At 61.0% G+C, this 14,483-nt stretch carries 8 protein-coding genes; 2 read left to right on the plus strand and 6 right to left on the minus strand.

Features of this window, described 5'->3' with window-relative positions:
* Positions 1 to 130: 130 nt before the first annotated feature.
* The 3 genes from AC3WTM_RS22255 to AC3WTM_RS22265 all read right to left on the minus strand — a co-directional run bounded on the left by AC3WTM_RS22255 (position 131) and on the right by AC3WTM_RS22265 (position 4,197).
* Positions 131 to 1,711 (minus strand): aldehyde dehydrogenase (NADP(+)), encoded by a 1,581-nt coding sequence (locus AC3WTM_RS22255; protein ID WP_102671982.1) that lies wholly within the window; start codon positions 1,709 to 1,711, stop codon positions 131 to 133.
* A 10-nt stretch (positions 1,712 to 1,721) separates the two neighbouring features.
* Entirely contained in the window at positions 1,722 to 2,714 is a 993-nt protein-coding gene (gene araD1, locus AC3WTM_RS22260; protein WP_102671983.1) for an AraD1 family protein, read from the minus strand.
* Between the two features lie 160 nt (positions 2,715 to 2,874).
* A complete protein-coding gene (locus tag AC3WTM_RS22265; protein ID WP_090455022.1) occupies positions 2,875 to 4,197 on the minus strand; it encodes an MFS transporter in 1,323 nt (440 codons plus the stop codon).
* Between the two features lie 194 nt (positions 4,198 to 4,391).
* On the opposite strand from AC3WTM_RS22265, the gene AC3WTM_RS22270 reads away from it, so the two are divergent.
* Positions 4,392 to 6,128, plus strand: coding sequence for an IlvD/Edd family dehydratase (locus AC3WTM_RS22270; protein ID WP_057715018.1), 1,737 nt, complete (start codon positions 4,392 to 4,394; stop codon positions 6,126 to 6,128).
* A 176-nt stretch (positions 6,129 to 6,304) separates the two neighbouring features.
* Entirely contained in the window at positions 6,305 to 7,024 is a 720-nt protein-coding gene (locus tag AC3WTM_RS22275; protein ID WP_032829613.1) for a FadR/GntR family transcriptional regulator, read from the plus strand.
* A gap of 176 nt (positions 7,025 to 7,200) precedes the next feature.
* Here the strand turns inward: AC3WTM_RS22275 and AC3WTM_RS22280 are convergent, their stop codons facing one another.
* The 3 genes from AC3WTM_RS22280 to pepN form a co-directional block, all read right to left on the minus strand.
* The gene (locus AC3WTM_RS22280) at positions 7,201 to 9,585 is read right to left on the minus strand and encodes an efflux RND transporter permease subunit (protein WP_102671985.1); all 2,385 of its coding nucleotides are present in this window, start codon (positions 9,583 to 9,585) and stop codon (positions 7,201 to 7,203) included.
* A 28-nt stretch (positions 9,586 to 9,613) separates the two neighbouring features.
* Positions 9,614 to 10,666 carry a WD40/YVTN/BNR-like repeat-containing protein gene (locus AC3WTM_RS22285; RefSeq protein WP_102671986.1) on the minus strand — a complete coding sequence of 351 codons (1,053 nt, stop codon included), beginning with the start codon at positions 10,664 to 10,666 and terminating at the stop codon, positions 9,614 to 9,616.
* Between the two features lie 1,155 nt (positions 10,667 to 11,821).
* Positions 11,822 to 14,479 (minus strand): aminopeptidase N, encoded by a 2,658-nt coding sequence (pepN, locus tag AC3WTM_RS22290; protein ID WP_102671987.1) that lies wholly within the window; start codon positions 14,477 to 14,479, stop codon positions 11,822 to 11,824.
* Positions 14,480 to 14,483: the final 4 nt, after the last annotated feature.

Raw genomic sequence — 14,483 nt, forward strand, 5'->3', positions numbered from 1 at the left:
TCCCTAGATCGATAGCGACAATGGCAACGTTGTTCATGGCAATAGCCTCCGAAAGACACCCTGTGAAAGCTTAGAGAGTGATCACAGGGTGTGAGGGGGGAGCCATTTCATTAGGGATTGTGGTCAGTCGCTAGAGTGCCTCGCGGGACGACTGCCCATCCACCAGTCGCTGGATACGCAGCGGATTACCATTCTTCAGCGCATCCGGCAGCAAATTGTCGGGGTAGTTCTGGAAGCACACCGGCCGCAGGAAACGATCGATGGCCAGTGTGCCCACCGACGTACCACGCGCATCGGACGTTGCCGGGTAAGGCCCGCCGTGGACCATCGAATCACAGACCTCCACGCCCGTCGGGTAGCCATTGAGCAGGATGCGTCCGACCTTCTGTTCCAGCATCGCAGTCAGCCCGGTGAACGACTCGAAGTCCGCCGGCTCGCCGATGAGGGTGGCGGTCAATTGGCCGTGCAGGCCGTTCAAGGCGGCCATCAGTTGCGCGTGATCGGCCACTTCAACCACCACGGTGGTCGGACCGAACACTTCCTCCTGGAGCACTTCATCGCCGTCGATCAGCAAGCTGACATCGGCCTTGAACAACTGCGGCTGTGCCTGATTGCCCTGCTGCGGATTGCCGGCCAGGTGTTCAATTCCCGAATGCGCGAGAAGCTTCTGCAAGCCCTGGCCATAGCTGCTCAGGGTTCCGGCATTGAGCATGGTTTGCGCCGGCTGATCCCCCATCAACCCGGCCACTTGCTGCACAAATGCGCTGAACGAAGCAGAGCGAATGCCAATCACCAAACCGGGATTGGTGCAGAACTGCCCGCAACCCTGGACCACCGACGCCGTGAGGTCCCGGGCGATCGTATCCGCCCGCGCCTGCAACGCCTCGGGCAACACGATCACCGGGTTGATGCTCGACATCTCGGCGAACACCGGAATCGGTTGCGCACGTGCCGCGGCCATGTCGCACAAGGCTCGACCGCCCTTGAGCGAACCGGTGAAACCCACGGCCTGAATCGCCGGATGCTTGACCAGTGCCTCACCGACACCCGCGCCGTAGATCATGTTGAACACGCCTGCCGGCATGCCGGTTTTCTCGGCGGCACGAAGGATTGCATCGGCCACCTGCTCGGCCGTGGCCATGTGACCGCTGTGGGCCTTGAACACCACCGGACATCCGGCGGCGAGTGCCGATGCGGTATCGCCGCCAGCGGTGGAGAACGCCAATGGAAAGTTGCTGGCACCGAACACGGCCACCGGCCCGAGGCCGATACGGTATTGACGCAGGTCCGGACGCGGCAACGGTTGACGCTCCGGTAACGCCCGGTCGATCCGTGCGCCGTAGAAATCACCGCGACGCAAGACTTTGGCAAACAGGCGCATCTGGCCGCTGGTGCGTCCACGCTCGCCTTGAATCCGGCCTGCGGGCAGCGCCGTTTCGCGGCAAACCACAGCGACAAAATCATCGCCGAGGGCATCCAGTTCATCGGCAATCGCATCGAGAAACTGCGCCCGTCGTTCCGCACTCAGGCTGCGATAGGCCGGATACGCGCTCGCCGCCGCGGTGGCCGCTGCAGCGACTTCCTGCGCTGTCGCCTGATAAAAGTCGTGGGGCAAAGCCTCGCCCGTTGTTGCATCGACACTCTGCAACTTGATGCTACCGGCAGCGCTGCGTTGGCCGCCGATGTAGTTGTGACCAAGAATCCGGGTCATGGGTAAGTCCTCAAAGTGTGCCGACGGTGCCGGGCTCGAAAGCCGCTGCGACGGGTGCGATACCGTTGATCAACGGTGCGCCGAATTCGGCCTGGGTGATCTCGAACACGTCACCCGGTTGCGTGCGAATGCCATCGGCAAAGGACAGGGTCGCAGTGCCGAAGAAGTGAATGTGCACATCCCCCGGGCGCAGGAACTGGCTGTACTTGAAATGATGGAATTCGAGGTTGGCGAGGCTGTGGCACATGTTCGCCTCGCCACTGAGAAACTCGTTTTGCCACAGCACTTCGCCGTCGCGCAGGATGCGGCTGGTGCCCGCCAGATGCTGCGGCAGTTCGCCGACCCGCAGTTCCGGGCCATAGCTGCAGCTGCGCAGTTTCGAATGAGCCAGGTACAGGTAGTTCTTGCGCTCCATGACGTGATCGGAGAACTCGTTGCCCACGGCAAAGCCCAGGCGATAGGGTTTGCGGTCATGACCTATCACGTACAGGCCACTGATCTCCGGCTCTTCTCCGGCATCTTCGGCAAACGGTGGCAGCGGAAAAGGTTGACCTGGCCGCACGACGATGCCGCCATCGCCTTTGTAGAACCACTCCGGCTGCACACCGGCTTCATCCACCGCCGGCTTACCGCCCTCCACGCCCCATTTGAAGATGCGCATGGTGTCGGTCATCGCGGTTTCGTCGCCACTTTGCTGGTGCATCTTGTCCCGGGCCGAGGCGCTGCCCAGATGCGTCAGGCCCGTGCCACTGATCAGCATGTGTGCCGGGTCCGCATGGTCCAGGGGCGGCAGAATGCGCCGTTGCGTCAGCAGTTGGCCGTAGTCATGGCTGATCCCCAGCCCCAGGCTCTGTACCTGTTGCTCAAGGCTTGCGCCCGCCTCGATCGCTGCCAATGCCAGATCGCGAACGGTGCGCGCGTCCTGTACTTCACGGACCAGACCCGCCTCGACAACGCCGACACGGCGTTCGCCGTTACTCAATTCGAACTGAACCAAACGCATGAATTTTCTCCTGTTAACCCAGAACCTGGGCAAACACGACTCCCTGTGGGAGCGGGCTTGCCCGCGATGACGGCGGCACATTCAACATTGATGTACCAGACAGATTGCTATCGCGGGCAAGCCCGCTCCCACAGGGTCCGTGGTGATTTGCTGTTTCCTGTCAGGTGCGCGAAGCCCCACGTGCACTTGCTGCAAATTGATCGGCTGGCAACACGTGTTTGCGTTCCAGCAAGCGATACACCACACCGGTCAGCACCAGCCCGAACACCATCACCCCCGACAGGAAGTACAGGCCCGAAGCCAGGTTGCCGGTGTATTCCTTGAGTGCGCCGATCACGAATGGACCGAGGTAACCGCCGAGGTTGCCCACCGAGTTGATCAACGCAATCCCCGCCGCCGCACTGGCACCGGCGAAAAAGCGGCCCGGCAAGGTCCAGAACACCGCCGTGCAGGAGAACAGTGCGAACGCCACCAGACACAACGCCGCCAGTTGCAGTACAGGCACCGACAGCCAGGCGCTGAGGAACAGGCCAATCGCACCCAGCACGTACAGCACGGCAAGGTGGCCGTAGCGGTCGTTCAAGCGGTCGGAACTGCGCGGGATGATCAGCAACCCAACGATGCCAAAGATGTACGGCACCGCCGAGACGAATCCGGTCACAAGGTCGCTGCCGCCGAACTGCTTGATCAGAGTCGGCAGCCACAAACCCAGGCCATAGATGCTCAGGGTCACCGGCAGGTAGAACAGCGCCAACAGCAGAACGCGCTTGTCCTTGAGGGCGTGCAACGGATTGCCATGGCGGGTCTGGCCGTACGCGTCCAGATCCTTTTTCAGTTCGCCACTGAGCCAATCCTTTTCCGCCTGGTCCATCCACTTCACTTGCTGCGGGCCGTCCGGCAGGTAACGCAGCACCGGCCAGGTCAACAGGATCGCCGGGGCGCCAATGACGATGAACAGCCACTGCCAGCCGTGCAGCCCCAATACACCGTCCATGCCCAGCAAGCCACCGGACACCGGGCCGGTGATCATCATTGCGATGGGTTGCGACAGGATGAACAGCCCGAGGATCTTGCCGCGATGGCGCACCGGGAACCATTGGGTGATGTAGTACAGAACGCCCGGGAAGAACCCGGCTTCGGCGGCGCCGAGCAAAAAGCGCATCACATAGAAGCTGTTCGGCCCCTGGACGAAGGCCATGCCGATGGTGATGGCGCCCCAGGTGACCATGATCCGCGCGAACCAGCGCCGTGCGCCGAAGCGGTCGAGCATCAGGTTGCTGGGGATTTCCAGCAGGAAGTAGCCGATGAAGAACAACCCGGCGCCAAGACCGTAGGCGGCATCGCCCAGGCCGATGTCTGCGCCCATGTGCAATTTGGCGAAGCCGACCGCGGAGCGGTCCACATAGGCGATCAGGTACAGCAGGATCAGGAAGGGAATCAGTTTCAGCGTGATGCGGCGGATAAGCCGCAGTTCCTGGCTCATGAGAACGGTCTCCGATTGTTGTTGTTATAGAACCTCGGGGGACGCCTCTCGCGAAGAATTCGCCAGGGCCATCCCTCCGTTTGAGCGGACTATATAGTAATACTATTTACTCAACAACACTTCCAAAGCGCACAATTTGCGCTTATGTTACGCCTCAGCTTGAACAATATAGTCATACAATAAGAGAATCGATCATGTCTGATAAGAAACCCACCCTGCGCTCCGCCCAATGGTTTGGCACCGCCGACAAGAACGGCTTCATGTACCGCAGCTGGATGAAGAATCAGGGCATCGCCGACCACCAGTTCCATGGCAAACCGATCATCGGCATCTGCAACACCTGGTCGGAACTGACCCCGTGCAACGCGCACTTCCGCCAGATTGCCGAGCACGTCAAACGCGGAGTGATCGAGGCCGGGGGCTTCCCGGTGGAGTTTCCGGTGTTCTCCAACGGCGAATCGAACCTGCGCCCTACCGCCATGCTCACCCGCAACCTGGCGAGCATGGACGTGGAAGAAGCCATTCGCGGCAACCCGATCGATGGCGTAGTGCTGCTGACCGGTTGCGACAAAACCACCCCGGCCCTGCTGATGGGCGCCGCCAGTTGCGACGTGCCGGCGATCGTCGTCACCGGCGGGCCGATGCTCAACGGCAAGCACAAGGGCAAGGACATTGGCTCTGGCACCGTGGTCTGGCAGCTCAGCGAACAGGTCAAGGCCGGCACCATCAGCATCGACGATTTCCTCGCGGCCGAGGGCGGCATGTCCCGCTCGGCCGGTACCTGCAACACCATGGGCACCGCCTCCACCATGGCCTGCATGGCCGAAGCGCTCGGCACCTCCCTGCCCCACAACGCGGCGATTCCGGCCGTGGACGCGCGCCGTTATGTGCTGGCGCACATGTCCGGCATGCGTGCCGTGGAGATGGTGCGCGAAGACTTGAAGCTGTCGAAGATCCTCACCAAGGAAGCCTTCGAAAACGCCATCCGCGTCAATGCCGCCATCGGCGGTTCGACCAACGCAGTGATCCACCTGAAAGCCATCGCCGGGCGCATCGGCGTCGAACTGGACCTGGATGACTGGACCCGTATCGGTCGCGGCATGCCGACCATCGTCGACCTGCAACCGTCCGGGCGCTTCCTGATGGAAGAGTTCTATTACGCCGGTGGCTTGCCGGCGGTGCTGCGTCGCCTCGGTGAAGCCAACCTGATCCCGAACCCGAACGCCTTGACCGTCAACGGCAAGTCCATCGGCGAGAACACCAGGGACGCGCCGATCTATGGCGAGGACGAAGTGATCCGCACACTCGACAACCCGATCCGCGCCGATGGCGGCATCTGTGTATTGCGCGGCAACCTGGCACCGCTGGGCGCTGTGCTCAAGCCGTCCGCCGCCACGCCCGAACTGATGCAGCATCGCGGCCGTGCGGTGGTGTTCGAGAACTTCGACATGTACAAGGCACGGATCAACGATCCGGAACTGGACGTGGATGCCAACTCGATCCTGGTGATGAAGAACTGCGGGCCGAAGGGTTATCCGGGCATGGCCGAAGTGGGCAACATGGGCCTGCCGGCCAAGCTCTTGGCCCAGGGTGTGACGGACATGGTGCGTATTTCCGATGCGCGCATGAGTGGCACGGCGTACGGCACGGTTGTGCTGCACGTCGCTCCGGAGGCCGCTGCCGGCGGTCCGCTGGCCGCAGTGAAGGAAGGCGACTGGATCGAACTCGATTGCGCCAGCGGCCGCTTGCACCTGGATATTGCGGACACCGAGCTGGCCGCGCGCATGGCCGATCTGCAACCGCCACAGAACCTGATCGTCGGTGGGTATCGTCAGTTGTACATCGACCACGTGCTGCAAGCGGACCAGGGTTGCGACTTCGACTTCCTGGTCGGTTGCCGTGGGGCCGAGGTGCCGCGCCACTCCCACTGACACCGCCTCCCCCCTGTAGGAGCGAGCTTGCTCGCGATGGACCCGAGACCGCCGCGGGGTGTCAGGTTCCCCACGTTATCGTTAACGTCCATCGCGAGCGAGCTCGCTCCTACAGTCGATTCGCCGCGCCTGCTATCATGCGCGACACCTCTTCGCACAGGACCGTGCCGTTTCCCATGGATTACCGCAAACCCTCCGACCGCAAAAGCATGCACTCGCGCATCGTCCAGGAACTGGGCATGCAGATCGTCTCGGGACGTTTCCTGCCCGACGACAAACTGCCCGCCGAAGCGCTGTTGTGCGAAGAATATGCGGTCAGCCGGCCGGTGCTGCGTGAAGCCACCCGGGTACTGGTCGCCAAGGGCCTGGTGTATTCCCGCCCGCGGGTCGGCACCGTGGTCAAGCCGCGCAAGGACTGGCACATGCTCGATCCGGACGTACTGCACTGGTTGATGCAGAGCAGTCCGCAGAATCAGTTTTTCGACCTGCTGACCAGCGTGCGCAGCATCATCGAACCGGCCGCTGCCGCCCTCGCCGCGCAATTCGCCACGGAAGCGGATATCGCCTCCATCGGTGAGGCCTACCAACGCATGGAAGCCGCACCGACGCCGGAGGCGCTGTTGCAGCCGGACCTGGACTTCCACAGTCGCATCGCCGATGCCACGCACAACGACTTGCTGGCCAACCTGTGCAACATGCTCTCGGTGGCCATCGCCGAAGCCTTGAAGCATTCAAACCAGCGGCCGAACCTGCATGAACTGGCGCTGCCCCGGCACAAGGCGATCCTGACCGCCATCGAAAACCGCGACGCCCTCGGCGCACGGCATGCGACGCTGGTGCAACTGGACGATGCCCGCAGCGCGCTGAATGTAGTGCTCGGCAGCGATCCCGCCTGATCACCGAAGAACCCTGTGGGAGCGAGCTTGCTCGCGATGGCGGCCTAATGTTTGATATCAATGCGGCTGACACTCCGCTATCGCGAGCAAGCTCGCTCCCACAGGTTCCAGGGCGAAACCATCGGGCATAAAAAGGCCGCAACCCTGAGGTTGCGGCTTTTTCATTTCTGCCTGGATCAGTGGGCGAACAACGAATTGCCCTTCTGCCCCGCCAGTTTCTCCGGCTTGATCAGGAACCGCGCCAGTGCCGGCAACAGCCACAGCGCACCGAACATGTTCCACAGCAACATGAAGGTCAGCATCAGGCCCATGTCGGCCTGGAACTTGATGGCCGAAAAGATCCAGGTGCATACGCCGATGGCCAGACAAAGACCGGTGAACAGCACCGCCTTACCGGTGGACTTCAGTGTCTGGTAGTACGCCTCTTGCAGCGGCAGGCCGGCACGCAGGAAGCTTTCCAGGCGGCTGTAGATGTAGATCCCGTAGTCCACGCCAATCCCCACCCCGAGCGCCACGACCGGCAGGGTCGCTACTTTCACGCCGATACCCATGAAGGCCATCAGGGCATTGCCGAGTACCGAGGTCAGCACCAGCGGCAGCACGATGCACAAAGTCGCCGCCCACGAACGGAAGGTGATCATGCACATGACCGCGACGCAGATGTACACCAGGACCAGGATGGTCAGTTCGGACTTCTTGATCACCTCGTTGGTGGCCGCCTCGATCCCGGCGTTACCGGCAGCGAGGATGAACTCCAGGCCTTCCTTGTTGTTTTCCTTGGCGAACTCCTGCACCGCATGTACCGCGCGATCCAGGGTCTCGGCCTTGTGATCGTTGAGGAACACCAGCACCGGCGCCACGGAACAGCTGTTGTTGTACAGGCCGTCAGCGCGGGCAATGGAGTTGTTCAGCACATCAGGGTTACGCGACAGGGTTTCCCATTTCAGGTTGCCCTCGTTCATGCCCTTGATCATTTGCTTGGACACAGTCACCAGGGAAATCGCCGACTGCACGCCCTCGGTGTTCTGCATCTTCCACATCAGCTCGTCGATCGGCGCCATGGCTTCGTAGCGCGAACAGCCTTCGGACTTGGTCTTGACCATCACCACCAACACGTCGGAGCTGGTGGAGTAGTTGTTGATGATGAAGTTGTTGTCCTTGTTGTAGCGCGAGTCCGGACGCAGCTCCGGGGCACCCTGGTCGAGGTCGCCGATTTTCAGGTTCTGGCTGTACCAAAGGCCGCCGCCAAAGGCGATCAGTGCCAGCAGAATGGAAACCGGGGCCACTTTCGCGCTGGCAAAATTCGACAACAGGCGCCAGAACGGATGCTCGCGAGTCGCGTCCTTTTTGCTGCGGTCAACGGCACGCTTGCTGATGCCGACATAGGAAATCGCCACTGGCAACAGGATCAGGTTGGTGAACACGATCACCGCCACACCGATGGATGCACCGATGGCCAGCTCACGGATCACACCGATATCGATGATCAGCAGCGTAATGAAACCCACGGCATCGGCGAGGATCGCGATCATCCCCGGCAGGAACAATTGACGGAAGGTGCGACGCGCCGCCGTCAGGGCGTTGTCCGCCTCACTCGATTGCAGGGCGATCCCGTTGATCTTCTGCACGCCGTGGGAAATACCAATAGCGAAGATCAGGAACGGTACCAACATCGAATAGGGGTCGAGTCCGAAGCCGAAGAAGTGCATCAAGCCCAATTGCCAGACCACTGCCACCAGCGTCGTACTCAACACGGCGACGGTACTGCGCAGGCAGTTGGTGAACCACAGCAAGAGGATCAGGGTGATGACGAAGGCAACGCCGAAGAACATCACCACCATCACCAGGCCATCGATGAGGTCACCGACTTTCTTGGCGAAACCGACGATGTGGATCTTCACGTTCGGATTCTGTGCTTCGAACTTGGTACGGATCTTGTCCTCAAGCTCGTGGGAGAACTGGCGATAGTCCAGCGCCAGCAGCTTGCCCTGGTCCTGCGGGTCCGGATAGGACTCCAGCAACGGAATGTCGACGATGCTCGACTTGAAGTCGTTGGACACCAACCGCCCGACCTGACCCGATTTGAGCACGTTGTTGCGCAGCAGATCGAGGCTGGCCTGGGAGCCGTTGTAGCTTTGCGGAATCACTTCACCGCCGGCGAAGCCCTCTTCCGTCACTTCGGTCCAGCGAACGCTGGGGCTCCACAGCGACTTGAGGCCGGAACGGTCGACGCCAGAGATGTAGAACACCTCGTCGTTGATCTGACGCAGGGTCTCCATGTACTCCTTGGAGAAGATATCGCCATCGGTGGCTTCCACCGAGATCCGCACGGTGTTGCCCAGGTTTGCCAGATCATTGCGGTGCTCCATCATCTTCTGGATGAAGGGGTGCTCCAGCGGGATCATTTTTTCGAAGCTGGTGGACGGACGGATCAGCGTCGCCTGCCAGAACAGAAAAATACTGACCAGCAGGCAGATCGTGATCACTGCCGGGCGGTTGTTGAAGATCAGACGCTCGAGGAACGTCGCCTTGTCCTGGTGATGAGTACTCAAGGAAGTCATAGCTCCGCCTTCTTATTATTAACCCGGCTCATTTGCCCGACTCGGTGCCGTTTGGCGAAGTGACGCGAACGCCGCCCTGCCCGGCCAGAACCAGATTGCCATTGCCTGCCGCAGTCACTGCCGAGACGGAAATACGGTCCGGACGGTTGACCACCTTGAAGGTTTCGCCATTGTCACTGCTGCGAATGACCGAACCGCCGTTGCCGACGATCACGATGGAACCATCGTCGAGCAGCGTACCGCCGGACAGCCCGAACTCCAGGTCGCCACGTTCAGCCTTGAGCTCGACCTGGTCCCAGGTGGTGCCGAAATCCGTGGAACGGTAAAGATTGCCGCGCAGGCCGTAGGCCAGCAACGTATTGGACTGCGCCGTACCGATCACGCCGAACAGCGAGCCTTCGTACGGGCCTTCGAGTTTCTCCCAGGTCTGGCCCCAGTCCGCGGAGCGGAACATGCTGCCCTGCTCACCGACGATGAACAGCCCGGCGTCCTTGACCGCGGCGATCGCGTTCAGGTGGTACTGGTCTTCGTTGTCCAGGCGGTCGCTGGCGTCTTCCCAATGCTTGCCACCGTCGGTGGTTTCCATCAGCGAGCCGTAGGCGCCCACAGCAAAGCCGCTGTCGACGTCCTTGAACCAGACATCAAGCAGCGGCGATTCGCGTTTCAGATCTTCGAATTGCTTGGTCCAGGTCGCGCCGCCGTCCTCGCTGGCGAGGATCTGCGCGTCATGGCCGACGGCCCAGCCGTGCATGTCATCGACGAAAAACACCGACGTCAGCAGGGCCCGGGTCGGGACCTTGGCCTGGGTCCAGGTAGCGCCCTGGTCATCGGAATACAGGATGTGCCCACGATCCCCGACCGCCACCAGGCGCTTGCCGGCGTGGACGACATCGAGCATCAGGCTTTTGGCGGCCTTGGCCGATTCAATGGAATAAACAACGTCGGATGCTGGCGCCGCCGTGGCCAGCGCAGGCGCCGACAGCATGGCAGAACCCAACACCGAGAGCGCTGTGGCCAGCAACGCGAATTTGCGTAATGCCGGCGGGCGGCAGATACCCACACCCATGACAGGCTCACTCATAGACCTTCTCCCATTATTATTGTTAGGTCGCTCAACCTTACTGGGCGCCGCAAGGGTGCGTGTCCGGACCGGCTGTTTCAGAGCATAGTCCTGAAACCCGCAATCCAGAGCCCCTTCGGAAGCTGGCCTATCCTATCGGTGTTTTTTAATGTCTGACAATCGACGCCACGTTATGTTTTGTTAACCGGGGGGATGGGGGTGGGGTTCTGAATGGTTGGGTATCAGGTGGGGTGATTGCGGTTTCGGTGGTGGGTGGTAGTGACCGGTGTTCGGTGTTCGGTGTACATATCCGTTGCAGCGGTAACGGCTGCTTTTCCAATCGGCGTACATATCCATTTCTGCGGTAACGGCGGCTGGCGATTTCGCTCTTACAGCGAGTCCCTTTTTCAAACGCCAAAAAGGAACCAAAAGGCTTCGCCCCGGCGTACGGCACCTCGCCAAGGCTCGGTGTTCCCTCGCTACGGCGTCCATCAGGGGGCATCGCCTACGGTCTGCTTCGCGACGACCTCCTCTCGATGTGTTCGACTTCGTCGAACGGCGCTACGCGCCTAACCCACTGATGAACACCTACGCTCGGCCTGCCGAAGGGGCGAAAGATCAAAAGCCAGATCAAAAGCCAAAGCCAAAGCCGTAGATGGGGGTTCTGAAAATTTTGTGCAACCAGATAGGATTCAAGCGACTGGCAGGCCGCCATCGCGAGCAAGCCCGCTCCCACAGAAAAGCAAAAAGCAGAGCATCCCGCACCACCGCGTCGCTTCTCACCACTCATCAGGCCGAGCGTTAGCACGCCTGCAGCTCTTGATCTTGATCCACCCGCCCCCTCGGCAGGCTGAGTGGAGGTGTTCATCCGGGGATTGGCGCGCAGCGCCGTTCGACGCAGTCGAACTAATTGCATGTAGGTCGAAGCGAAGCCGACCGGAGGGCAATGCCCCCGGATGAATACCGGAGCGAAGGAACCCCGAGCCTAAGCGAGGGGCCGTACGTAAGGAGCAAGACCTTTTGGTTCCTTTTGGCTGGGCCGGCACTCCGGGCGTTTGCCAAAAGGGACTCGCCGTAAGGGCGAAACCGCCAGCCGCCGTTACCGAAGAAACGGATATGTACTCAACCAACCAAGAACCTGGTCGGCCCAAAGGCCGCCAAGTTCAAAAGCCAAGATCAAGCCAAACTCTTGCTGACCACTTCAAACACATCACTGGACAACTGCCCCGAAGCCCGAATCCGCTCCAGCTCCGCCTTCATCAAAGCCTGACGAGCACTGTCGTACTTGCGCCAGCGAGTCAAAGGCGCCAACTGGCGAGAAGCAATCTGCGGATTGAAGCCATTCAACTCGATCACCAAATCCGCCAGGAAGCGATACCCGGAACCGTCAGCGGCATGGAAGTTGATCAGGTTCTGCCCGGCAAACGCACCGACCAATGCCCGCACCTTGTTCGGATTCTTGATGTTGAACGCAGGATGCTGCATCAACTGACGAACCCGCTCCAGACCACCAGGCAACACGCTGCCGGCCTGGACGCTGAACCACTGGTCCATGACCAACGGGTTGTCCTTGAAGTGTTCGGCGAAGCTGGCCAGCGCCTTGGCCTTCTCGGCTTCGAACGGTGAATTGACCAACACGGCAAGTGCGGTCAGGCGCTCGGTCATGTTGTCGCACGAATCGAACTGCTCCAGAGTCGCAGCCACAACTTCCGGCTTGCCGCTGAGCATCAGGTACGACAGCGCAATGTTCTGCAACGCGCGGCGAGCGAAGTGTTCGGCCTCGGCCACATACGGCGTCTGCTTCGACAACTCGCGATTGGCCTGATAACGCAGCCACAGACCTTCGAACAAGGCATCGGCCAGTTGCTTGCGGGCAAACTCGCGGGCGCTGTGGATGGCGTCGACATCCGCCACCTCACTGATCTCGGTCAGGTACGCCTCGCTTGGCAGAGAGAGCATTTCCGCGACCATCGCCTGATCCAGCGACTCATCCGAAAGCACCGTGCGCAACGCCGCCACCAGACGCTGATCGAGTACCAGCGCTTCGCCCTTCTGCTGCTGTGCGATCAACTCTTGCAGCACCTGCACCGACAGCTGCTGGCCGGCATCCCAGCGGTTGAAGCCGTCGCTGTCATGTTGCATCAGGAACATCAGCTGATCACGGTTGTACGGGAAGCTCAATTTCACCGGCGCCGAGAAGCCGCGCAGCAACGACGGCAACGGTTGTTCAGCGATGTCGACGAAGGTGAAAGTCTGCTCGGCTTCGGTCACCGAAATGACCCGCGAGGTGCCTTGCGCGGTGGTTTCACCGGACAGACGCAGGGCAATCGCTGCCCCTTTGGAATCCAGCAGCCCCAGTTCGACCGGGATCACGAACGGCAGTTTTTGCACCTTGTCCGGGGTTTCCGGGCAGCTCTGACGGAAGGTCAGGCTGTAGGTTTTCGCCGCCGCGTCATAAGACTCGCTCACCGCCAGGCGCGGTGTACCGGCCTGGCTGTACCAGCGCTTGAACTGGGTCAGGTCAACGCCATTGGCATCTTCCATGGCCTTGATGAAGTCATCGCAGGTCACGGCCTGGCCGTCGTGGCGCTCGAAGTACAGGTCGCTGCCTTTGCGGAAGCCTTCGGCGCCGAGCAAGGTGTGGATCATGCCGACCACTTCCGAGCCCTTTTCGTACACCGTCAGGGTGTAGAAGTTGGAAATCTCGATGAAGCTGTCCGGGCGCACGGCGTGGGCCATGGGGCCGGCGTCTTCGGCGAACTGGTGGGTGCGCAGATACGCCACATCCTGGATGCGCTTGACCGTGGCCGAGTTCATGTCCGAGGAGAAACCGGCATCGCGAAACACGGTGAAGCCTTCCTTGAGCGACAGCTGGAACCAGTCGCGGCAGGTCACGCGGTTGCCCGACCAGTTGTGGAAGTATTCGTGGGCGACGATCGCCTCGACCCGCTGGTGCGCGGCATCGGTGGCGGTTTCGGCCTTGGCCAGCACGGCGCTGGAGTTGAAAATGTTGAGGCCCTTGTTTTCCATGGCGCCCATGTTGAAGTCATTCACGGCGACGATCATGAAGATGTCCAGGTCGTACTCGCGACCGTAGACCTCTTCGTCCCAGCGCATGGATTTCTTCAGGCTGTTCATCGCGTGCTGGCACTTGTCGATGTTTTCCGGCTCGACGTAAATGCGCAGCGCCACGTTGCGCTCGCTCATGGTGGTAAAGCTGTCTTCGACGCACCACAGATCGCCAGCCACCAGCGCAAACAGGTACGCCGGTTTCTTGAACGGGTCTTCCCAGGTCGCCCAATGCCGGCCCTCTTCACCGGGACCGGAAGCGATCGGGTTGCCGTTCGACAGCAGCACCGGATAACTGTGTTGTTCGGCGACGACCGTGGTGGTGAAGGTGCTCATCACGTCCGGGCGGTCGAGGTAATAGGTGATCTTGCGAAAACCTTCGGCCTCGCACTGGGTGCAGAACATCGTGCCGGACTTGTACAGGCCTTCCAGCGCGGTGTTGGTTTCCGGGTGGATCCGGACGCTGGTATCGACCGTGAAGGTGGTGCTGGTCGGGTGCAGGGTCAGGTGATTCTCGGTCAGCTGATACTGCGCCTCGGCAAGCTCCTGGTCGGCAAGAGTGACCGACAGCAGTTCCAGCTGCTGGCCGTCCAGCACCAGCGGCGGCAGGCCCGGGCCACGCTCGGGGTTGCGGCGCATCACCAGTTGCGCATGGACCAGGCTGTGGTCCTCGAACAACTCGAAGGTCAGGTGCGTTTCGTCGATCAGGTACTCGGGCGCCTGATAGTCCTTGAGGTAGATCATCTTCGGTTGTTCGGTGCGCATGCTG

It is taken from the genome of Pseudomonas sp. EU05-FHT14B02, from assembly GCF_058791055.1.

Bases quoted from the DNA above. Each gene is read 5' to 3' on its own strand.
- AC3WTM_RS22255 (WP_102671982.1), bottom strand. From the start codon at position 1,711: ATGACCCGGATTCTTGGTCACAACTACATCGGCGGCCAACGCAGCGCT.
- araD1 (WP_102671983.1), bottom strand. From the start codon at position 2,714: ATGCGTTTGGTTCAGTTCGAATTGAGTAACGGCGAACGCCGTGTCGGC.
- AC3WTM_RS22265 (WP_090455022.1), bottom strand. From the start codon at position 4,197: ATGAGCCAGGAACTGCGGCTTATCCGCCGCATCACGCTGAAACTGATT.
- AC3WTM_RS22270 (WP_057715018.1), top strand. From the start codon at position 4,392: ATGTCTGATAAGAAACCCACCCTGCGCTCCGCCCAATGGTTTGGCACC.
- AC3WTM_RS22275 (WP_032829613.1), top strand. From the start codon at position 6,305: ATGGATTACCGCAAACCCTCCGACCGCAAAAGCATGCACTCGCGCATC.
- AC3WTM_RS22280 (WP_102671985.1), bottom strand. From the start codon at position 9,585: ATGACTTCCTTGAGTACTCATCACCAGGACAAGGCGACGTTCCTCGAG.
- AC3WTM_RS22285 (WP_102671986.1), bottom strand. From the start codon at position 10,666: ATGAGTGAGCCTGTCATGGGTGTGGGTATCTGCCGCCCGCCGGCATTA.
- pepN (WP_102671987.1), bottom strand. From the start codon at position 14,479: ATGCGCACCGAACAACCGAAGATGATCTACCTCAAGGACTATCAGGCG.